19 protein-coding genes are annotated in these 22,106 nt (G+C 57.0%); 5 read left to right on the forward strand and 14 right to left on the reverse strand.

What is annotated here, in order from left to right; translation table 11 throughout:
* Window positions 1-26: 26 nt before the first annotated feature.
* From ACHZBS_RS05015 to ACHZBS_RS05055, 9 genes are all read right to left on the reverse strand, one after another.
* Window positions 27-347 (reverse strand): YdhR family protein, encoded by a 321-nt coding sequence (locus ACHZBS_RS05015; protein ID WP_319405427.1) that lies wholly within the window; start codon window positions 345-347, stop codon window positions 27-29.
* A 54-nt stretch (window positions 348-401) separates the two neighbouring features.
* On the reverse strand, window positions 402-983 hold the full coding sequence (locus ACHZBS_RS05020; RefSeq protein WP_319405428.1) for a DUF2889 domain-containing protein: 582 nt from the start codon (window positions 981-983) through the stop codon (window positions 402-404).
* Window positions 984-1,136: 153 nt separating this feature from the next.
* Window positions 1,137-2,195, reverse strand: a complete 1,059-nt coding sequence (locus ACHZBS_RS05025) for a radical SAM protein (protein ID WP_319405429.1) — start codon at window positions 2,193-2,195, stop codon at window positions 1,137-1,139.
* A 35-nt stretch (window positions 2,196-2,230) separates the two neighbouring features.
* Window positions 2,231-3,118: an amidohydrolase family protein gene (locus tag ACHZBS_RS05030; RefSeq protein WP_319405430.1), complete on the reverse strand. Its 888-nt coding sequence runs from the start codon at window positions 3,116-3,118 to the stop codon at window positions 2,231-2,233.
* Window positions 3,119-3,134: 16 nt separating this feature from the next.
* Window positions 3,135-3,614, reverse strand: a complete 480-nt coding sequence (locus ACHZBS_RS05035; RefSeq protein ID WP_319405431.1) for a MaoC family dehydratase — start codon at window positions 3,612-3,614, stop codon at window positions 3,135-3,137.
* 418 nt (window positions 3,615-4,032) lie between these two features.
* Complete coding sequence (locus ACHZBS_RS05040) at window positions 4,033-4,167, reverse strand: hypothetical protein (protein ID WP_319405432.1); 135 nt, start codon at window positions 4,165-4,167, stop codon at window positions 4,033-4,035.
* Between the two features lie 219 nt (window positions 4,168-4,386).
* Window positions 4,387-5,166, reverse strand: coding sequence for a TatD family hydrolase (locus tag ACHZBS_RS05045; protein WP_319405433.1), 780 nt, complete (start codon window positions 5,164-5,166; stop codon window positions 4,387-4,389).
* A gap of 132 nt (window positions 5,167-5,298) precedes the next feature.
* Complete coding sequence (locus ACHZBS_RS05050) at window positions 5,299-5,541, reverse strand: hypothetical protein (RefSeq protein ID WP_319405434.1); 243 nt, start codon at window positions 5,539-5,541, stop codon at window positions 5,299-5,301.
* A gap of 165 nt (window positions 5,542-5,706) precedes the next feature.
* Window positions 5,707-6,477 (reverse strand): ADP-ribosylglycohydrolase family protein, encoded by a 771-nt coding sequence (locus ACHZBS_RS05055; RefSeq protein ID WP_319405435.1) that lies wholly within the window; start codon window positions 6,475-6,477, stop codon window positions 5,707-5,709.
* Between the two features lie 448 nt (window positions 6,478-6,925).
* Between ACHZBS_RS05055 and ACHZBS_RS05060 the strand changes: the two genes are divergently transcribed.
* From ACHZBS_RS05060 to ACHZBS_RS05070, 3 genes are all read left to right on the forward strand, one after another.
* Window positions 6,926-8,116, forward strand: coding sequence for an NADH:flavin oxidoreductase (locus ACHZBS_RS05060; protein ID WP_319405436.1), 1,191 nt, complete (start codon window positions 6,926-6,928; stop codon window positions 8,114-8,116).
* Window positions 8,117-8,224: 108 nt separating this feature from the next.
* Window positions 8,225-9,481, forward strand: coding sequence for an aminotransferase class III-fold pyridoxal phosphate-dependent enzyme (locus ACHZBS_RS05065; protein ID WP_319405437.1), 1,257 nt, complete (start codon window positions 8,225-8,227; stop codon window positions 9,479-9,481).
* A 3-nt stretch (window positions 9,482-9,484) separates the two neighbouring features.
* Window positions 9,485-10,414, forward strand: coding sequence for a DUF6206 family protein (locus ACHZBS_RS05070; protein ID WP_319405438.1), 930 nt, complete (start codon window positions 9,485-9,487; stop codon window positions 10,412-10,414).
* Here the strand turns inward: ACHZBS_RS05070 and ACHZBS_RS05075 are convergent.
* A complete protein-coding gene (locus tag ACHZBS_RS05075; protein ID WP_319405439.1) occupies window positions 10,404-12,107 on the reverse strand; it encodes a DEAD/DEAH box helicase in 1,704 nt (567 codons plus the stop codon). The two genes, ACHZBS_RS05070 and ACHZBS_RS05075, sit on opposite strands and share 11 nt — an antisense overlap.
* A 196-nt stretch (window positions 12,108-12,303) precedes the next feature.
* Entirely contained in the window at window positions 12,304-12,918 is a 615-nt protein-coding gene (locus ACHZBS_RS05080; protein WP_319405440.1) for a lysophospholipid acyltransferase family protein, read from the reverse strand.
* A 558-nt stretch (window positions 12,919-13,476) separates the two neighbouring features.
* On the opposite strand from ACHZBS_RS05080, the gene ACHZBS_RS05085 reads away from it, so the two are divergent.
* Window positions 13,477-16,617: an NAD-glutamate dehydrogenase domain-containing protein gene (locus ACHZBS_RS05085; protein WP_319405441.1), complete on the forward strand. Its 3,141-nt coding sequence runs from the start codon at window positions 13,477-13,479 to the stop codon at window positions 16,615-16,617.
* Between the two features lie 44 nt (window positions 16,618-16,661).
* Here the strand turns inward: ACHZBS_RS05085 and ACHZBS_RS05090 are convergent, their stop codons facing one another.
* From ACHZBS_RS05090 to ACHZBS_RS05100, 3 genes are all read right to left on the reverse strand, one after another.
* Window positions 16,662-17,291: a response regulator gene (locus tag ACHZBS_RS05090; RefSeq protein WP_324292414.1), complete on the reverse strand. Its 630-nt coding sequence runs from the start codon at window positions 17,289-17,291 to the stop codon at window positions 16,662-16,664.
* A 2-nt stretch (window positions 17,292-17,293) separates the two neighbouring features.
* On the reverse strand, window positions 17,294-19,258 hold the full coding sequence (locus ACHZBS_RS05095) for a 7TM diverse intracellular signaling domain-containing protein (protein ID WP_319405443.1): 1,965 nt from the start codon (window positions 19,256-19,258) through the stop codon (window positions 17,294-17,296).
* 138 nt (window positions 19,259-19,396) lie between these two features.
* On the reverse strand, window positions 19,397-20,245 hold the full coding sequence (locus ACHZBS_RS05100; RefSeq protein ID WP_319405444.1) for an HD domain-containing phosphohydrolase: 849 nt from the start codon (window positions 20,243-20,245) through the stop codon (window positions 19,397-19,399).
* Window positions 20,246-20,569: 324 nt separating this feature from the next.
* Between ACHZBS_RS05100 and ACHZBS_RS05105 the strand changes: the two genes are divergently transcribed.
* On the forward strand, window positions 20,570-22,102 hold the full coding sequence (locus ACHZBS_RS05105; RefSeq protein WP_319405445.1) for an ATP-binding protein: 1,533 nt from the start codon (window positions 20,570-20,572) through the stop codon (window positions 22,100-22,102).
* Window positions 22,103-22,106: the final 4 nt, after the last annotated feature.

Consider the following 22,106-nt stretch of genomic DNA (forward strand, 5'->3'; position numbering starts at 1 on the left):
GTCATCATTCCTATGAAAATGCTTAATCAGCTGCTTGGGTCGGAGATGATCTCGTTTGACACATTGTCCACCACAACCGGGGTCTCCAGGTATTTCAGAATAGGTTCGGAGCCATATTTCCCGCGTACGAACGCCCGCCATTCGTCGGTGTACAGACGATCTGCATCTTCGCGCGATTGCCACAGGTAGACGCCGCCGGCCGCGGTTCCGTCCGGGACAAGAAAGTAGTACTTACGGATCAATCCGGGCAAACCCTGGTATTTGGGTGCCGTGCTCAAAAAAGTCTGCCGGGCCTGCCGGCTGGAAATCGGTTGCGGGAGTTTAAATTCAACGATTACGGTAATCATAAATATCTCCTTGGTTATAAAAAGCGTGTCCGTAACAAGCACGGATTCGACCTTTCAGGTATCGGTCAGGGAAGCCTCGTTCGCCAAGGCGGCCTTCAAATGGATCAATTTGGGGCCGTCATGCCCCCAGGCGCTGCAACTTCCCAACAGGGAATCAATCCCTTCAACCGCTTCCAGGGACCGGGGAAGGGGGTGCCGGTCTTTCCTCCGGTGGGCGACATAGCCTTGAAACGCCGCCTGGCTCATCACCGTGAGAAGATGGGTCAGATGGGCACACCCCCGCTCACCGCCCATGAGCGACCTCACCTTCTTTTTGAATCCGGCGCTTATTTCAAGGCCGATAACCTTTTTAATCGTTTCCAGGGTGCTGCGGCAACAGTCAAGGGGTACATGCGCCATTTCCGCCTCGGCATCCAGGATGGTCAGCGGGGAGCCCCCCAGTTTGAGCCGGATGGCCATATGATGCACCGGCCCCCTTTCGATCTTTTCACCGGTTATCGCGTAAACCGGGTGAAACCGATCTTCCCTGAGCCATCCCTCAACCAAAATCGCGTCATCATCCAGGGGGTAGCTTTTCATCTCTATGGTTCGGCTATGGAAGGGTTTGCCGTTTATCAACGCTTTTAGGGAGCCCATGACACCTCTTTATCTGGTTTGGCAGTCATCGTCAAAAAAGATCAGACAGCGCTTTGGCGCGATGCACGCGGCGGTTCGGCTTCTCATTTCGCCACTCATCCATATTTTGCCACGGGCGCGGCGATTTCCTTTCTGCCGGCGTCCCGGGGCCGGTCAGAAACGCACCGAATGCGCCGGCCGATCCCCAGCCTTCAATCCTTCGTCGAGCAGGTCCAGGACCGTCTGCTTCTCTTCCGGGAATTTATAGCCTTCGTAGCTGTGGGAAAACAGGAACCTCCCCTGGCTGTTTTTCCAGTAATTACCGGCATGATCGAAGCACACCCGGCCGGTGACCGACAATTCCTGCATGGTCAGGCGCAACTCCCGAAGCTGCTCCCCGGGGGTCAGCATCTCGAAGGTCCCCGCTTCCATCTCATTGGCCATGGGGGTGCCGGGCCAGACGCGAAACGGGCGTGACCGGATGTAGTGCGGATCGATCTCGCTGAGCACACGGGCCGTATTTCTGGCATGGTCCTGCCAGAGGGTTTTGCCGCCCAGACCGGGCATCCAGTATTCGGAAAGCTGGAAGCCCGCTGCCAGGGCCTTCCGGCCGCCGTTGATATGGATTTCGGCCGTGGCGCCTTTCTGGATTTTTTTCAGCACCGTATCATCCCCGCTTTCCAATCCCACATGCAACCGGTCCAGTCCGGCCCGGCGGATGGCCTTGAGGTCATCCAGGGATTTTTGCACCAGGGTTTTGGATCGGGCATAGGTTGTGACCCGGGCGATGGAAGGAAACGTGCTGCGCAGATACGCCAGCACCTCCACCAGTTGGTCGGTTTTCATGATCAGGCTGTTGGCATCCTGCAAAAACACGGTTTTGCCGCCGGACAACAGCCAGTGGTAAAGCATGGCAAACCCCTGGTGGTGGTTCAATTCGGGGTTTTTCTCAATCAGGGCGATGGCGGCAGGGTGGCTGATCTCACCATTTTGTCCCAACGAGCGTGAAAGCACCGCGAGGTCGTCGCGCACGGCGGCCATGGCATCGATATCCTGTTTGATTTCAGCGACCGATCGCACCTGGAACTTCTCGGTTTTATACATGCCGCAAAACGTACAGCGGTTCCAGGGGCAATTGCGTGTCAGGCGAACCAGCAGGGAGTTGCTGCCCCCCTCGCTGGGCGGCCGGTAGACGCCAGTCTCAAATTCATATTTTTCAGCAGCGGATCTCATCACTGTCGTTCCTTTTGACCTGTCCCTTTCACCATTCAACCATGGAGGTCGAAAAAGTCGGCCGCGTTTTTATTCAGGATCATATCCAGTTCGTCATCGGAAAGACGCGAATCCTGCAGCCACTTCAGTTCCCTGTCCCAGGCATAGGGAATGTTGGGGAAATCAGAGCCGTACATGATTCGGTCAATCCGGTATTCCCGGAGGCCGATGCGTTCCTGGATATGAAAATAGTCCGTCAGCGCCATGGTCGTGTCGAGCCACAGGTTGTCATATTTCTCTATCAGCGTTTTGTATTCACGGGTCTCGCTGAATCCGAGATGGGGCACGCAGACCTTCAGCCCGGGGAAATCAGCCAGAACGCGCGCCAGCTTATCGGCACCGCAGAGCGTATAGGGGTCGCAGCGGTAAACGGGGCTTTTGGGCTCTTTTCCGAAATGAATCACCACGGGCTTGTTATTGGACTGGCAAACGTCGAACACGCGTCGGGTGTCGTCGGCATTGATGTCGAAACACTGGACGTGGGCGTGAAGTTTCAACCCGTTTAGGCCTGCATCGAAGGCTTCCTGCAAAATCGTTCCGGCATTTTTCTCACCGGGAAAGACGGTCGCCAACCCGGTTACCCGGTCGGGGTATTGCCGGCATTTTCTGGCCAGGTAACCATTGAGATCGGCGGCAATTCCCGGGGCATGGGCATATTGGAGGGCGATGAGGTGACCGACGCCGTGTGACAGCAGGAAATCGAACACCTCAGACGTGGATAGCTGATATCGGATGTGCCAGGCGTTTTCATCAAACCATCGTCTGACGGCCTTGAAAATACCCTCGGGGAAAACATGGACATGGCTGTCGATGACCCTGGGAAACCCGGCCGGAACCGTTTTGCCTTCGATGTCATCGAGCGTGGGGAGACGGGATGTCAACATGGTTGAAAGCCTCCCCTCATCCGCGGTCGCGGTACCGGATCAAATTCATGGCCATCATTGTCGCCACGACGTCACGCTGCTGATTCAGCATCTCGCAGAAGGAGAACAACACCCCCCGATCGGGCTTGCTGCGGGAAGGCTTGACCCGGTGTACGGTGATGCGCAGGGTGAGTTCATCGCCGGGGCGCACCGGTTTGAGCCAACGCAGTTCATCCACCCCCGGACTTCCCAGGCTGGCTCGGCCCGGCAGGTAGTGTTGGACAAAAAGCCGCATGAACAGACCGCAGGTGTGCCACCCGCTGGCGATGAGACCGCCGTAAACCGTATTTTTAGCGCCTTCCGGATCGGTGTGAAAAAGCTGTGGATCAAACGTTTTGCCGAACCGGACGATCTCATCTTCCGTGATGGCAACCGGCCCGAGTTCATGAATATCCCCCTCCACATAGTCTTCCAGATATCGCTCTTGCGGTGAGGTGCTGAATTTACCTTGAGTCATTGGTGTCACTTTCTTTTCACACAAAGTAATCCCGATTTTTGATAATAAGATGGGCGCTTAATACAACATGGATCGAGGATTTAATACAGATTATGGGTTCGTTTTAAAACCCAATTCTTTTTGAAACCCGGATAGAAATCAAGGTCTACCGGAAAAAAGGGTCGACGGCGACGACCGAATTGTCAAAAAATGTGTAGTGGTGAGGTTTGAACAAAGCCTTATGCCCACCCCAAAAAAGCAGAGCCCCGTTAGAGGCTCTGCTCAATTTTATACCTTCATTTTTTAAGGGCTGCCGGCAATCCCGCCATCAGATTTTACAGGTGGCCTCTGATGTCCGTCCTGCCACGCAACGGTTAATCAAGTATCCAAGTGTAATGAGCGTCAGTGTTAAGCCTATCATCGGTCACCTTCCTTTCAACTATCCCATGACATCAATTCCCAGATCGCATCCCAGGTGCTTGTCGGGATTTTCACATTTAAAATTGGCTTCACGGGTATCTACATGTCCTTCGCTCTTGTCATCAAAGTAGTCCTGGGTATTATTTTCGGCCATGATATCACCTCACGGGTTGATTGGTTTAAACGTTGTTGGTTTTGTTTCATTTTGCTTGAGTAAAATCTACAGCATCCAGCCGCAAAAGCAATGTGAGCCGGCTGGCCGTATGTTGATAGGTAAAAACTACCAATATGATAGGGGGCCCTGGCATGCGGTTCAGAAGAGAACTACCCTTTTCGCCGCATGCTGACTTGCCCGCCTGTACCCAAGACTTTTTCAACAGCTTGACAGGTCCCCATACAGGCGCTGCGTGTTCTCTGCGACCGCTTCCACGACCGCTTCTTTCAAAACTGCTTTGATCTGCGCAATCGCCTCGATGGCAACCATCAGGTTGGCCGGTTCGTTGCGTACGTTCGGCTCCGGACCCAGAACAGGGCTGTCCGTTTCGACCAGCAGGCAGGACAGGGGGAGCTGTTTGACCAATTTTTGTTTCTGGCGGGAACGGATGACCGAGGGGGGAATCGAAAAGAAATATCCGGCTTCAACCGCCGGAAGCGCAGCACCCGCCTTTCCGTCGAAGGCATGCATCTGGACCCGGGTGGCATTGTTTTCCATCAGCAGAGAGACCACATGGCGGCCTGCAGACCGTGAATGCACGTTCAACGGCAGATCCAGCGCTTTCGACAATTCGACAAACCGTTTAAAAATCTCTTTCTGAAGTTCTCTTTCCGACTCTTCTTTTATTACCCAAAAATCCAGTCCGACTTCCCCGATCGCAACCAGATGCGAACGATTCCGGCGAATGAAAGCCTCCATCGCATCGGCCTGATCTAAATCGAGAATCGTCGGATACAGCCCGGCCGCCGCCTTGAGCATGGCAGTGGTCCCAGCCAGTTCGACATTTTTGCGGGCATCGCCGAGGTTCTCACCCACAGCGACAATCGCCGCCACACCCGCTCCACGCGCCCGTGCCAATACGTCGGCCCTGTCATCGTCAAAATCAGAATCACAGATGTGGGCATGCACATCCACGGTATAAGGTTGTCGCAATGTCATTGCCTTCCCAGCCCCATCGAGAGGGGCCGGAAGATCTCAGTCAGACCCCTGGATTCCGGATCAGGTCCGGCATGACGGGGTTGGCCGGTTGAACGGCCAATAGAGTCATCTGCTGAACTGACGCCGGACTTTTTATCCTTCCAGTAATTGACATGCCCTGCTGTTTTTTTGCTTGCAGCCAATGGCCGCATGAATGGCGCCATCCAGCCGGTCCATATCGCCATAACCAAGGTCGCCTTTGCAGATTTCGGTGATAATGCCCTTGTAGTCGATTGAGAAACAATCGTACGATGAACGCCAATAGGTCAGTTTATCAGAATTTCTTTTCTCAGGAGGGGTGGGCTCGGGTATCAGTTTAAAGGGATTGTGGGTCATTTTTCCATCCTGTTATATCAACTCCCGGCTGCGCTGCAACCGATGAGACAACTAATTTAAATACAAACAGTTGCTACGAAAGCAGGTTAATTTAAAACCGACGGTTCAAGCTATATTCTGGGCACTTCAGCAGCGTTGTCAAGTCGGTCGGACGACCGTCATTTATCAACAGGGGCAATCGAATCTTTCGCTGAATTGATCCAGTACCGCCAGCAGGGCGTCGGGCAAGTTACGCCTGACCTGCCGCACGATATCCGCCGGCATGGTTTTGTAATAGGCCTGGGCAATCGCACCGGCGATGCAGGCCATGGTGTCCGCATCACCGCCGAGAGAGATGGCATTCTTCACTGCGGTTTCGTAGTCTTCCGAATCGAGAAAGGCAACGATGGACTCGGGAACCGAACCCTGGCAGGAGACATCGAAACAGTAACCCGCCCTGATGTCCGCGATGCTGCACCTCAAATCGTAGGCAAACCGGGTTTCGATCTGCTTTCGAATGGTCGCTTTATCCGCGTCTTTCCTGGCCAGGAAAACGGCCAGTGCGGTTGCCTGGGCGCCTTTGATGCCTTCCGGGTGATTGTGGCTGACCTCGGCGGATCGTTTGGCATGGGCCAACACCTCTTCAATGGACTCGAAAGCGAACCCCACGGGGGAGACCCGCATGGCCGAACCGTTGCCGTAACTGTAATAGGGAATGCTGTTGGGATCCCAGATCCAGTGCCAGAATGATCCACCGTAGGGCAGATTGGGGAAATTTCGGGCAAAGCACTTGATCGACCGGCGGTAGTCCTTGCAGCGAATAATGGCGTTGGCAACCGCGATGGTCAGGACCGTATCGTCGGTAAACGCCGACGCGACCATCGGGAAGGCAACCGTTTTGATCGGGCGGCTTTCATAGGGAGAACCGATCATGTCGCCGGCAATGGCACCGATCATTTTTTAGACCCTCGACAGCTTAGCCAGAAGTAGTCAATCCATTCGAATGCATGGCGTTTACAGCCGACACCGTACTTCCAACACCAACACTTATTGCGAAAGAGGGTGATGACTATATCTGCAGCAAATTCGGAAATCGCTCGATGAAGGCAGGGCCGGCGTAGACGCATCAAGGCAAGGGTAATAACCACACAATAATTCGGATGGGCTTGAAACGCATTTCCTGTATAATAAGCAAAAATATTGGTGACATCAAGTTATCTTTGATCGTCAGCAACATTATCTCGGCCCGTTCCGTTGGGAGCAGTTGCCATGGCAACCGCCGGTTGGGTTGATTTGGCAAAAGCTTTGACACCCGGCGGATACTTTGTGAATATATGGCTGTCTGACCGACAACCACCATTCAAGTCACTCGACTTTCTTTGCAAATACCCATATGGGGTGGGTCATGTCATGCCTGTTTGAATCGATTATGCTCGCCGACGTGAAAATAAAAAACAGATTCGTCCACTCGGCCACACATGAAGCGATGGCCGCTGATGACGGCAGCATTACCGACGATATCGTCAAACGCTATACCCGTCTTGCAAAAGGGGACGTCGGCCTGATCATTCCCGGCCATCTTTATGTCCATCCGCTGGGGAGAGCCCATAACCGGCAAAGCGGCATTCACGCTGACGCTATGATTCCCGGTCTGAAAAAATTGGCCGATGCGGTACATGCGCATGGTGGGACAATTGGCTTTCAGCTTGCTCATGGTGGACGGCAGAGTCCGAGAAGGATCCTGGGGCAGGCACCCCTGGCACCCTCCAGCCGGGGCCGAGATCCGGTCAGCCTCAATAAACCCGTGTCAATGGACGAGCATCAGATCCTGGAAAGCATTGAAGCCTTCGCCGCCGCTGCCAAACGCGCTCACCAGGCCGGTGCCGATGCTGTTCAGATCCATGCCGCGCATGGATATCTGATCAATGAATTCCTGTCCCCTTTCTTTAATCACCGCCAAGATTCCTGGGGCGGATCGGAGGCCGGCCGTTTTCGATTTTTAGAAGCAATCGTTACCCGGGTCCAAAAAGCATTGCCGGATGGCGTGCCGGTGCTCATCAAGCTGAACACGAATGATTTTACACCACGCAGCGGTATCACGCCTGATCTGGCGGCCACCTATGCAAAATGGCTGGTTGAACTGGGGGTGGCCGCTATCGAAGTCAGTTGTGGGACCTATTATGGCTTTCAGACTATTCGCGGGGACATCCCCGGCGCTGAATTGGTCCGCGCGCTGCCTGCCTGGATGCGACCGATGGCCAGGTTGAAGATGAAAATGCAGGGTCCGGCCAACCGGTTTAAGGAAGCCTACAACCTTGATGCAGCCCTGACGATTCGTCCAGTAATGAAAGGCGTTCCTCTGATTTTGGTGGGTGGCATGCGCAGGTTTTCTCAAATGGAAAAAACAGTCTCCCGGGGAGTTGCAGACATGATAGCAATGTCCCGTCCGTTTATCAGGGAGCCGTCGCTGGTCCGCCGATTCTTCGAAGGAAAAGCCACCGAAGCCGCTTGCATTTCATGTAACCGGTGTTTTGCGGCCATGTTCACCACCATCCCGATACGCTGTTACCAAAAGGGCCGGCCGCAGAACGGGTAACCCTTTTCAACGTGCCGCCATGGGCGCCTGTCGCGCCAATCATGGGGAATGGTTGCTGATCAAAGGACCATCAGTTCCGACAAACCGATCCTTTCGTGAGGAGCCTTTATGAACCCTGTCGGTAAAGAGCGCAAAACTGCAATTATCGATCGATTCCGCCGCCACGTCTCTTCGGGAAAGGCCGATTTTTTCGAAAGCGTGGGCATCGACTTTGTTTTCGGCCACCGGGAGGGTCCGTTTGTCTGGGACGCCACCTCGGGAAAACGGCTGATCAATTGCCATTGCAACGGGGGTGTGTTCAATCTGGGCCATCGCCATGCGGAGGTAATTGCGGCGATGCAGGCAAGCCTGTTGTCATACGACATCGGCAACCACCACCTGATCAGTGAACCCCGCGCCCTGCTGGCCGAACAACTGGCCCACCTGTTGCCCGGCGAATTGACCTACACGGTTTTTGGGGTCGGCGGCGGCGAAGCCATCGACCTGGCGCTCAAACTCGCCAGGGGCTATACCGGGCGGCACACCATCATATCGGCTGGCGGCGGCTACCACGGTCACACCGGCCTGGCCCTGGCCACCGGCGATCCGCAATATCGCGACCCGTTCGGCCCCAACCCACCCGGATTCGTGCAGGTTCCTTTTAATGACCGGCATGCCCTGGCCGAGGCCATGGACGACACCACCGCTGCCGTTATCTTCGAAACCGTTCCCGCCACTTACGGCATACCCGTTCCGGGCGCGGAATTCTTCCCTTTTGTCCGAAACCTGTGCAACGAACACGGCGCCCTTTTTATCATCGACGAAGTGCAGACCGGTTTGGGACGCACCGGACGGCTGTGGGGAATCGAGCATTACCATACCGCCCCGGATATCATGGTCATCGGCAAAGGACTGTCCGGCGGCATTTACCCGATGGCGGCCACCTGCATGGGTGCCGAACTGGAATCCTTTTTCCACACCAATCCGTTTATCCATATCTCAACCTTCGGCGGGGCCGAAGTGGGCTGTCCGGTGGCCATGCGGGTATTGGACATTTCATCCAAGCCGGCATTCCTGGAGCATGTCGGTCATCTGGCCGGTATTTTCAAGCACGGCTTCGAGCAGCTGAAATCCAGGCATCCGGAAATTCTGGTCAACCTGCGCCAGTTGGGACTGATGATGGGCATCGAGATGGTCGATGACGCCTGTGGGCCGGTATTGTCCAGGACCCTTTACGACAACGGCATTCTCAGTGTCTACGCCAACAACAACACCGCAGTCAGTCAACTGCTGCCACCGCTGATCATCGATGCGGCGCTGGCCGCCGAGATCCTTGATCGGGTCGATGCAGGGTTGTCTGAGGCCAAACAACTATTGGGGTTGTGACTCATGATGAACATCGACAGCGAACTGCTGCAGCGTTTCGAAGCCGGTCTCGACCCCCAGCGGTTGAGTGCCTCCGCGGTTCCGGCCAAAGTCATCGGCTATGGCGAAATATCGGCTATTTTTCAAATTGAGGGGGACGACGATGCCGTTTACAAGCGCCTGCCGATTTTCGAAGATCGGCCTTCTGCCGAAAGCTATAAAAAAATGCATGTCGAATACTGCGCGCTGCTGGAAAAGGCCGGCCTGCAACTGCCTGCCCACACCACGCACATCGTCGAAATTCCCGGCCGCCCGGTGGCCGTTTATATCGCCCAGCAGCAGTTTGCCGGGGACCGCCTGTGTCATCGGCGGATTCACCGCATCGATGAGGCCGACTGCCTGCTTCTGATTGAACGGGTCGCGGCGGAAATCGCCAAGGTGTGGGCGTTCAACACCAAGGCAGCGCCTGATACGGAGCTGGCGATCGACGGCCAGCTCTCCAATTGGGTTGCCGGGGGTTCCGGCAGACATCCCGCGCAATTGCTGTACATCGATACCAGCACCCCCCTGATGCGCAAACATGGCGTAGAGCAGCAGAATCCCGAGCGCCTGCTGAAAAGCGCGCCGGGTTTTCTGCGCTGGGTCATCCGCTGGTTCTTTTTAAACGATGTGATGGGCCGGTATTATGTTCCCCGCCTGGTGTATACGGATCTGGCCGCCAATCTGTTCAAGGAGCAGCGGCCGGAGTTGGTACCGGAGACAGTCGCCATCGCCAACCGCTTCCTGAAGGATTCAGAGGCGCCGCTGACCGTTAAGGATATTGAACGCTACTACGCGGAAGACAAACGGATCTGGATTGTTTTTCTGGCTTTTCGCCGGATGGATCGCTGGCTCACCACCCGCCTGCTGCGCCGGCGTTATGAATTCATCTTGCCCGGCCCCATCAAGCGCTGACCCGCCTTTCCGTTTGCCGGAAGCTTGGCCGGGTCTTCCGGAACCGGTCCGGCTTGCCCTGGGGGCTCTTATGCCCGGCGTCCTTTACCTGGACCCGCCGGCCGTCAAACGGGACGTCCTTCAGGCTGCGCCGGACTTTGTCGGCGGCGCCGCGGGCCACTTCGAAAAACGAGAATTCCCGCTTGAGTTCAATCCGGCCGATCTGTTGGGATCGGATGCCGGAATGGTCGCACACCAGGCGCACGATTGCCCCTTCGTTGATTTTGTCCAGGCGGCCGACGTTGATGAAAAAGCGCTGTGCGCCCGGGGCGTCCGGTCGAACGGAACGGCCATGGCTGTTGGCGGGCGGGCGGGCGGCCGACGGACGCGCCGAAGCATTGATGTCGCCCGCTTCACGGTAGTCTTCCAGGAAACGGTTGAAATCGGCGGACATAAATCGCAGGATCAGCTCCTCCCGGTCGAAACCCGCCAGCGCCTCGCAAACTGCCGGCAGGAAATCGGCAAAGGCCTTCGGGTCCACCGGCGTCTCGACAATCCGGTCCACGAAACCATCGAGCTGCCGTTCACAAATCGCCCGGCCATCCGGAAATTTTCGTATTTCAAAACGCATGGCGTTGGCGCGTTCCATAGTACGGAGCCGGCCCACCTCCCGGGGGGTGGACAGGGCAATGGAGACACCCGATCGGCCGGCCCGTGCGGTTCGACCGCTGCGATGGGTGTACGTATCTGGGTCATCGGGAAGGTTGTAGTGGATGATATGGGATATCGCGTCCACATCCAGGCCACGGGCGGCCACGTCGGTGGCCACCAGGAGCCGGATCGATTGCTGGCGGAATTTGCGCATGACATGGTCGCGCTGGGCCTGGCTCAGGTCGCCGTGCAGCGCATCGGCCGGGTATCCCTCCTGCACCAGGGCTTCAGCCACGGTCTGGGTTTCCTTGCGAGTGCGGCAGAACACCAGTCCAAAAATTCCGGGCGTAAAGTCGATAATGCGTTTCAGCCCCTGATAACGGTGTCGCTCGTTCATCAGGTAACAGGCGTGTGTGATGTTGGGAGCAATGTGCTGGCGCCCGCCCAGGGATATCTTTTGCGGGTCGTTCAGATATTTACGGGCAATGGCCGCGACCCCCGATGGCATGGTGGCTGAAAACATCCAGGTTCGACGGCCGGCCGGCATCTTTTCCAGGATCCGGTCGATATCCTCCTGGAAACCCATGTTGAGCATTTCGTCGGCTTCGTCAAGCACGCAGGTGGCAACGCTTGACAAATCCACCGCCCGGCGCTGCATCAGATCGATCAGTCGGCCGGGCGTAGCCACGACGATCCGGGAGCCGTCGCGCAGCTGGCGGATCTGGTGGGCGATGCTGGCCCCGCCGTAGACCGCAGCCACGCGGATCCCGCTCAGGTAGCGGCCATAACGCTTCAGGTCGTCCGTTATCTGCATGCACAATTCACGGGTAGGGCACAGGACCACTCCCTGAAGACCCTTCAGGGCCGGATCGATGCCCTGGAGCAGCGGCAGGCCGAAGGCGGCGGTTTTGCCGGTGCCGGTCTGGGCCAGGCCGATGAAGTCCCGGCTCCCGTTGAGCAGCTCAGGCAGGGCCGCGGTCTGAATCGGCATCGGGGCCTCGAATCCCAACTCCTTCAGGGCGCGAAGCAGTTCGTCCCGGATGCCTAATGCTTTGAAATCCATCTGTCGTATTCTCCTTTTATTCACCACAAAAAAAGCCGCCCAGCTCAATCCGGACGGCTCTGTCGCTTTGAAATTGGAACCGGTCGCCGGCCGAATCCGATCGGTGACCGACGTGCGGTTGGGTTACTGTTGAGGCGGCTTATAGCCGTATCAACGGATTTTGGCAATCATTTTGTGAACACCTCCGTCATTCGCCTCAGCCCACGACCGGCGGGGACACACGGGGAGCGATGCACTGCTGGCTCTCCTTCAGGGGATATTTTCCCGAAATATCCCGATAAAAAGCCCGGACCACGGCCATGTCTGCGTCGATGTCGCCGGTCGGGCGGACCGAGGGGCCGAATCCGCCGACTTTGCGCCGGTAGTCCAGAAAACCGAGCACAATGGGCACGCCGGCACCATTGGCAATGTGATAGAAACCCGTCTTCCAGTAAAGCACGCGCTTGCGGGTTCCCGAAGGCGGCACCACGAGAACCAGACGATCGCGCTGCTGGAATTTTGCAATGGACTGGGCCACCACCTGGTTCGCCCGGGACCGATCGATGGGCAGCGCCCCCAGCCAGCGGAACAAGGGTCCCAGCGGCCAGCGGAACCAAGCATCCTTCATCATTATCACCGCATTCAAACGATAGATGAACGCCAGGCAGAGCGTGAAGATAAAATCCCAGTTGGAGGTGTGGGGAGCCGCAATGATGACATAACGGGGAAAGTCCGGTGTGCGTCCCTCGGTTTTCCATCCCGTGCATTTGAAGACCAGCAGGGCCAGCCAGCGCACCAGAGTCCGGATAACGATCGTTTCGTGGATGGTCATGGTTATCGCCTTTCGAAGGTTCGAACGCCTTTCAAAACCATGCCATGGGGTTGGGTGCGGCCAATCGGGGACCGCTGGAGTCAGGGGGCCGCGGGCGGTAACTGTTGGCTTTGAGACTTGTTCCGTTAAAGTGAGCCGTTTGTATGCCATTGGCATCGGCATCACAAAGGCTTTTAGGGTTTTTACAATTGTTTTACACGGTTCCCGGCGGATTGTCTTAACGGACCGGCAGGTGCCGGCGCATGATTCCTGGTTAATTTCCGCAGGACTTGCATTTGACAACGGCACCGGATTCCGTGAAGATGGGTAACGATAACCCGACATTCAACCGTTTAAAAGGAACCCCACGGGAATCTGTCGTCGCTGTGATCCTTCTCCCGGGTCAGCGGGGGAAAAGCGAAATGGATCGCCCGGCAACGGCGCCCCGGACATGTCCGCGGCACCGGGCCTGCCTTTTTGCCCCTAATCGGCCGGCAGCTTCCGATTTTCGTTTTGTTTCCCGGCAATTTTTGATAGGTCAGCCGCCACGTTTATTTTAAAGCCAATCGAGGAAAAGTCATGGACAGCCAATTCAACCGCCCCGAATCCGTTTCCAAAGGCGCCTATATCATCAACAAGGCCCAGAGCGTCAAACTCAACCCCAGCATTCTGTACGAGGCGGTGGTGGACCTTTCCTCCGAGGGACTGTTGACCGCCAACTGCATCAACATGGCGGCGGGGATCCTGCTCGAAGACCTGGGACTTCCGACCTATTTCTTCGAAAACATCAAGAAAGACTCCCTGAAGCATATCCTGGCATCCATCGCCACCAGCATCGCCGTCAAGGACGGCAAGGTGGTCCTGGTGGGGCGGGTGGCCCACATCGATTTCGACCTGGAGCAGGAAAACAATGTCCAGCGGGTCCGCATCGCCACGCTGGAGACCCGGGACAGCATGGAAAAGATCCTGGAAAACATGATCTCCGGCCACCGGCGTGAGTATTACTTTAGCCCGGAAAGCAACTACTACACCTACATCATCAGGCCCGAAACGGTTCGCGACTACTCCCGGGAGGACTTCACGGACTCCCGCTTCCTGTTCACCCTGGCCGGGGACTACATGACCACTCCCGAACCCACCCGGCAGCGCTACGAAAAATTCCTCAAGCAGACGGAGAGTGCCGTCACCCCCCTGATCGAGGTGTTCAACCTGCCCGATACCGGGGAGATGCGCCTGATGTTCAACAGCGATTTCGAATCGCCCCAGTTGCCGGTGCTACGAAAATTGTTCGAAGACCACGGCCTGGTGCTCAAACGCGCCTACTGGGAGCCTTACTGGGGCAAATCCCCCGTGCCCTCGTCCATCTGCTCGATGTATATCCGGGGAGAGCTGTCCCGCAAAAAGGAGGCCGAACTGGTGCGCGACTTGTGCGCCTATCTCTCCTTCGGCGTCAACCGCATCACGGAGCTTTATGTGAACGGTCGATTGACCTTCAACGAGATGCTCTTTGCCGGCAACGCCGCGGATTTCACCCACATGTTCATCTTCAAGGAGCGCGACAACGCCACGGACCGGGAGATCCTTAAGAGCCTGACCAGCAAGGACCACCGGGACGCCTTTGCCGGAAGAATCCACGGCTCCAATAAGTCCACCTACATCTACAAGGCCATCCTGGAGGCAGCCACCGAGAACCCGGACCTAGTGAAATTCCTCTATGATCTTTTCGAAAAACGCTTCCATCCGGCGGCCAAAAACCGGATCACCGATACGGCGCTGGAGGAGAAGTTCAGGGAGTTCAACAAGATCATCTCGTCACGGTTCATGGACAACTGGCTTCACTGCGATATCTTCCGCTTCATGTTCAAGCTGGTCTCGTGCACCCTCAAGACCAACTTCTACAAGCCCGAGAAGCGGTCCTTCGCCTTCCGCTTCGACAACGCCATCCTGGACCCCCTGGTCTTCGACCAGTTCGTGTTCGGCATCTTCTTCGTCAACGGCCACTACGCCTGCGGCACCCACCTCCGGGCCGGGGACATCGCCCGAGGCGGGCTGCGGCTGATCCGGGTTTCCCCGGCCAACTACCCCACCGAAATCGACAACGCCGTGCTGCTCAACTACGCCCTGGGGCCTAAAGCCCAACGGCTGAAGCACAAGGACATCTGCGAAAGCGGGTCCAAAGGCGTCGTGGTGCCCCACGCCATTTACGCCAGCCACGGCATGGACGCCCTGTACGACTATACCGAGGGCATCATCGACCTGGTGCTCGGCGACGACAGCATCGTCGACTATTACGGCAAGCCCGAGATGATATTCTTCGGCCCCGACGAGGGAACCGCGCCGCTGATGGATGCGGTGGCCATCCGCTCGCAGGAGCGCGGGTACCGCTACTGGAGAACCCTCACCACGGGCAAGCGCATCGGCATCCCCCACGACACTTACGGCATGCTGGAAAACGGCGACCTGTTCGGCCTGATCGACCGCGGGGAAAAGGGCACGGACCTGCAGGTCAACGGCACCTCCGTTGCCGTCACCACCGACATGGACGCCATCTACGGGCAGATCGGCGGCAAAATCGAGATCAGCGGCATGACCACCACCGGGGTCATGGGGGCCTTCAGGACCCTGATCACCCACTACGGGGCCAGGGAAGAAGACCTCAACCTGATGATGACCGGCGGCCCGGACGGCGATCTGGGGGCCAATGAAATCCAGTGCTACAAGGGAAAGATCTGCCTGATCATCGACGGCGGCTCAATCCTGTTCGATCCCCAGGGGCTGGACCGGGAAGCGCTGATGAAAATCGCCTTCATGCGGCATACTTCACCCCGGGCCAACACCCGACATTTCCCGGTGGAGAAGTTGAGCCCCCAGGGCTTCATGGTCCCCCTTGCCGCCAAAAATGTCATCCTTCCCGACGGCACGCTCGTGGAAGACGGGGCCCTGTTCCACCGCTCCTTTTTGTCCGATCCCGACAACCGACGGTTCATCAGCCAGGCGGACATCCGGGCCTTCATCCCCTGCGGCGGCTTCAAGGACACCGTCAACCGCGGCAACGTCAAAAATTTTCTCTCCCTGTTCCAGGAGCTGCGGTTCATCGTCGACGGCGCCAATGTCTTCTTCGATGACGCCGCCAGGCGGACCATCGCCACCACCACCGGCATCAAGCATATCAAGGACACCACGGCCAACAAGGGCGGCGTCTTTTCCAGCTCCATCGCCGAAGTGCTCACCGCCTTTCTGCTCGGAGACGACTATGAGGCCAGGCTGCTCAACGACAGGGACACCCGCTGGGCCCTGATACGGGATATCATGATGCTGGTGGACAAGTATGCCCGGGCGGAAACCGAGATGCTCATCCGAATCCATGAAGCCGATCCGTCAGTTCCGCTGTTCGATCTTTCGGAGAAAACCAGTGAGCAGATCTTTGCCCTGCAGCGGATCTGCGAAGAGAATTTATCCACTATCCTGAAGGATAAGGTGCTGGTCTGGAAAGTGCTGGAGAATTACATTCCGGCCGTCCTGATCAAACGGCTGGGCCGGGAAGCGATTATGAACACGCTCGATACCGGAGAATTGCAGCCGTATCGGGATGCCATTCTCACCAAGAAGCTTTCATCCATGGCCTTCTACCGCTTCGGTGCCGACTGGAAGGCCTTTCTCGGGAAAGTGGAAGCCGGCTTTGCCGAGGGCATTAAAACCATCGCCTCAGCAATCGGCTGATGGCTGGATCATATCACTTGATGAGTTTGAAAAAAGGTTGAAATCTACTCATTTTTCTTGAGGGCCGCCTTGACCGCTTCGGCAAGTTTATCGAGTCCGTAGGGTTTTTTCAGGTAGCCCACGGGTCCGAGGCGCTGGGCTTCGCGGATGCGGGCGGTCTCGGTATAGCCGCTGGCGATGACTGCCTTTTGAGCGGGATGGATCGCGAGGATGCGTTTGTAGGTTTCCAGTCCGTCGATCCCGGGATCCATGACCATGTCCAGCAGCAGCAGATCCACCGGTCGGCGGGAGACATGATCCACCGCCGCCTCGCCGCTGCTGACGGCTTCGGCCCGGTACCCGAGTTTGCTCAGCATCGCCGTGGCGATTTCCCGCTGTTCGGCCACATCGTCCACAACCAGTATGGTTTGCCCGTTTCCCCGGTGATCCAGAAGTGACCAGGGAGCCGCAACAGCCTTGGGGGCTTCCCGCGTGGCCGGGAAATACAGGGTGAAGGTAGTACCGACACCCTCGCGGCTATGGGTGTCGATAAATCCGCCGTGGTCTTTCACTGTTCCCCAGACCACGGCCATACCCAGACCCGTGCCGCTCTTGCCCATGACCTTCTTGGAATAAAAGGGTTCGAAAATTCGCTCCATGTCGCTTTTGGAAATGCCGGTGCCGTTGTCCTGCACGATCAAAACGGCGTATTCCCTTTCTTTCGCGATCTCATTGTTGCTTGTGGAACGATCCACGGTGCGGTTTGCCGTTTGAATGGAAAGGGTGCCCCGTCCGGCATGGCCTCGGCGGCGTTGCTGACCAGGTTCATGACCGTCTTGAACAGGTGGACCGAGGAGCCTTTGACAGGCACCAGGTCGGCCGCCAGACGGGACGTCACCGTCACCGCCGGGTGAAACTGGATCAGTTTCTCAAATTCCGGGCTTTCCAGGTAATCGGTCACGATACTGTTGAGGTCGACCACCTGAAAGTCCGCCACCCCCCGCCGGGCCAGGGTCAGCAGATCCTGAACGATGGCGGCGGCCTTGCGGCCCGACTGCTGTATGGTCAGCATCGGCTTGCGCAGGTCGCTGTCCGCCGGCAGATCCTGGAGCAACAGATCGGGATAGCCGACCAGCCCCGAGAGAATGTTGTTGAGGTCATGGGCCACACCGCCGGCCAGGGTGCCCAGGGCCTCCATCTTCTGCGCCCGTTGAAGATGTTCCTGCAGTTTGAGCTTCTCCGATTCGGCGGTCTTGCGGTCGTCGAGTTCTAGCTTAAGCCGGTGATTGGCCTCGGCCAGCGCGTCAGTGCGTTCCCGGACCAGATCTTCCAGCCGCTCCTGATAGGCCTTTACCTCGGCTTCGGCGCGCTCTCTTTCCCTGATCTCCAGCTGGTAGGCGGCATTGGTCGACTCCAGGCCCTGGAAGGCCTTGGCTGAGCGGTTGGCCAGGATCATCGCCTGGGAAAAGACGAAAAAGAGCAATCCGTAGGGAATATAATGCCCGGTCCGGATCAAGTCGTTGGCGTAGAGCATATCGTTGACCACGGTGGTTATCACCAGGGCCAGACTCGCCAGCATCGCCACCGCACCGAATCGTCTCCGCAGAGCCGCCCTGAAAAGGACCCAGGCACAATAACCGAGCATCAACCCGATCAGGGGTGTCACGAAGGGAAACATGCCGGTGAAAACCGTGACCGGCGCCATCAGGGTGATCAGCACCAGAACGGTACCGATTGCCAGGCTTCCCCGGTAGATGCTCAACGCACATTCATCGGGAAAAAAGGAACGGGCAAAAGCGATGCCCAGCGGTCCGCCGATGTAGACGCACAGCCATTCCAGGCGGATGGTGATCATCCAGTCGAGGTTCGGGAACAGATCGGCCAGAAAGACTTCGCCGGTCAATCCGGCACGCATGCTGAAAAAGAAACACAACAGGGCGAAATAGAGGTTGAACCGGTCCGACCGTCGAAAGGCGAACAGGGCCAGGTGATAGATGCTCATGATCAGCAGGCAGCCGAAAACCAGCACGTCCTTGACCAGCGCCCGATGCTTGAGGCCGGAGACCTGGGAGGCCGCGGCCAGGCGAATGGGATTGCGCATGCCGCCCTTGGCGTGCATGAAATTGGAAATCTGAAGGACCAGTTCGATCTCACCGTCCTCCGGGGGGTCGATGAAGGCAATCGTGGTGCGGTACTTTGGCGTCATGGTGTCGGCACTTTTTCCCACCCGACCGACTACCACGGCCAACCGGTTGTCAATCCACATCCTGTATGCGGTAAACGCGTATGGGATGAGCAAGGCCTGCCGCCCCTGCAGGGGATCCACGCGAAGGCGCAGCCGGAAGGTGGCAAAGCCGCTGCCGCCGAGTGCCCGGCCGTTCACGGAAACCCCGTTCCACACCGCGGGCATAGCGAACCAGCCGGTGCTTTCCGGTTTCCGGCCCATTCGAAAGTCGTCCGGTGAAAGCAGCTTACCCCAATAAAATTCCCACTGGCCGGCCAGTTGTACCGGACCATCGCGGTCCATCTGCCACCGGCTGAGATCGAGTAAGCCGGCCCTGGCGACAGGCGGCAAAGGACGCGCCGCACCATCGGCGCGGATCGGCAGGGCCAGAAGGATCACTCCGAAAATAACAGCGATGGTCAAGCCAGGTCTTTTCATAAGGGTCAACACCCGTCACCGGTCCGTTGGAATAGTCACTTTCTTTCAAACATTAGCTGTTATCGGCAATCCAGCTTTTTCCTTAACTCGGGATTGGCGTGTCAAGAGGGAAGCAACGGCGGAGGTAAGGCAACATCGTCAAATATCGACCCACTGCGGGGCCCGGGAAACAAATGCGTCGATAGAACGGGTCTCGGGACGCGGTTTGAGATCTTCGGCAGTGCCCTTCGCACCGGTTGGTTCCGCCACGAAGGTATCACCGTCACGGTGCAGGCGGTGCCTGGCGCCGCATATGCGGCAATAGCCGATATCGCCGTCCCTGGCATTTCCGGAAACGGTGATCACCGGCCCGCAGGTGGGGCAGACCACCATGCGCACGCCGCGCTCACTGGTCCCGACAATCTCCTGCAGGGAGTCCAACCGGACCAGTTCAATAAAGGCGTCCAGCAACCGGGCATCAAATTGACTGCCGTGCTCGGCCTTAAGCGCCTCCACCGCCGGGCCTGCAGCTACTCCCTTGCGATAGGGCCGGGTGCTCGTCAGGGCGTCAAAAGCATCGGCGATGCTGACGATTCGGGCAAAGATGGAGATCTGATCGCCCTGGAGACGACCGGGGTAGCCCTGACCGTTGACCCATTCGTGATGTTGGTGGACGGCCGAGAGCGCCAGGTCGCCCAGGGGGTGCTCCTGGATCAAGGTGGCCCCGATTCCCGGATGGGTTTTGACCACTTCATATTCCGGCTCGGTGAGTTTGCCGCGCTTGCCCAGGATGACATCCGGGATACCGATCTTGCCGATGTCGTGCAGGAAGCCTCCCAGCCGGGACAGGAAGGCCATTTCCATCGGCATACCGGCCGCTTCGGCCAGCCGCTGGGAATACTGGGAAACCCGCCAGAGATGCCCGCCGGTATAGGCATCGCGGGCTTCGATGACGGATGCCATCAGGGCTAACGACTTCAGCAGCGGTTTTTCGATCTGAATTTTCATCGACCATCCTCTCCTTTCCGGTTGAGCCTTATCGCAGGATGTTCAAAAAGGGAGTGCGAGCCGGGAAAACCATACGCGACCCAGTTTATAAAATGAGTTCTGGAATGATCAATGTGCATGTTGATCCGGAAGCGGGTGCCCTGTGGCCAGGCGCAATGGATTTTTATCACCCGGTAAGCCAACCTGAGGTTACTTTCCCACAGGGTTCCCATCAAGGTCAATCCATTCCTATGGATTTTAATGGACTTGAGGATGGTTTCGGTTTACCAAGGATAATCGGTTCGGCGCTTCGTGCCACCCGGAGGCATCGGAGAGGAGGGTTCGGTGGGTTTCAGTCTGTCAACGTTCTTCATTTCCCGGCGTGACGTCATTATCTCCCGGTGGGTTGAACTGCTGAAAACGGAGGTGGGTGCGCAATACGCCGCCAGGCCGCGCTGGGAACTGATGGGAACGGTGTCCAAGGCCTACGACGCTGAAGTGGATGTGATCCTGAGCAATGATTATGAAAAAATCAACGCATTCATCACCGACATCACGAAAATGCGCCTTGAATCCGGTTTCCTGCTCTCCGACGTTCAAAAAGCGTTTGAACTGTTTCGCCGGCTGGTCATCGACCGTCTTGTCGATGAGACCACCCTGGCCGATTTTTCCGATTCCGTTGTCCGGATGAACGACTGCCTCAATTACACCATTCACCGGTTCAGTGATTATTTCCAGGCCATGCATGAGAAAAAAATCCTCGAGCACAATCGGTTGCTCGAGGCGGAAATCCAGGCGCGAACCGCCGAACTGGTTGAATCGGAATTGAATTACAAAACCCTGGTGGAGGAGATCAACGATGGCTACTTCGTGGTTCAAAACCAGGCGGTCGTTTTTGCCAACCAGGCCTTCTGCAACATGCACGGCTATGCGCTTCATGAAGTCCTGGGCAGCCATTATTCTGATTATGTAGCTCCCGGGGAGCTTGAGAAACTGGTCGGGATCGACAAGAACGGAACGTCGGAACAGGCCGTCCCGCGAACGGTCGAGTACCTCAGGCTGACGAAAACCGGAGAGACATTTCCGACGGAAATTCAGTCAAAGGCGGCCCGATACAACAACAGTATCTCCAGAATCGGCATCTGCCGCGATATCACCAACCGGGTTCGGTTGGAGAAAAAGATGCGTGAAAGCGAACGGATGGCCTACATCGGTCAGATCACCGCCTCCCTGTCCCATGAGATCAGAAATCCGCTCTCCGCCATCAAGATGAACCTGCAGATTCTAAAAAAGAATCCCCAGATCAGGGGAAACGATCAGCGCCGCATCGACATATCGGCTAAAGAAGTAAACCGGCTGGAGCGTATTCTGGAAGAGGTGCTCGACTTTGCCAAACCCCTTCAGATCAAAACGGACCGGGTTGAAATCAACGCGATCGTGGCGGCGTCGCTCGACCTGTTGGACATGAAGTTTGCAGAAGCGGGCATGGAGATCGTCACCGCTCTCGATTCGGATCTTCCAACCATTCAGGCCGACGGGGAAAAGCTGGGACAGGCCTTGATCAATATTTTCCTGAATGCCCTGGAGGCCTCCTCCTATGGATCCAAAGTCGAGATTCAGACCCGGTTCGGGTCAGTCAACGGGGGCCAGGTTGAGATCATCATCGCCGATGAAGGCCATGGCATATCCCGGCAGCATGCATCCGAAATTTTCAAACCCTTTTTCACCACCAAAAGCAGCGGCACGGGATTGGGGCTGAGCAATGCCCACCGCATCATCGACGCCCACGGAGGTCGGATCGATGTCGAAAATCGCAGGATTCCCGGCGCATTTTTTAAAATTACCCTTCCCGTCAACAGAAACCGCGGGAGCGGATAAATTC

Origin of the sequence: uncultured Desulfosarcina sp. (assembly GCF_963664155.2) — a bacterium.
GTDB lineage: Bacteria > Desulfobacterota > Desulfobacteria > Desulfobacterales > Desulfosarcinaceae > Desulfosarcina.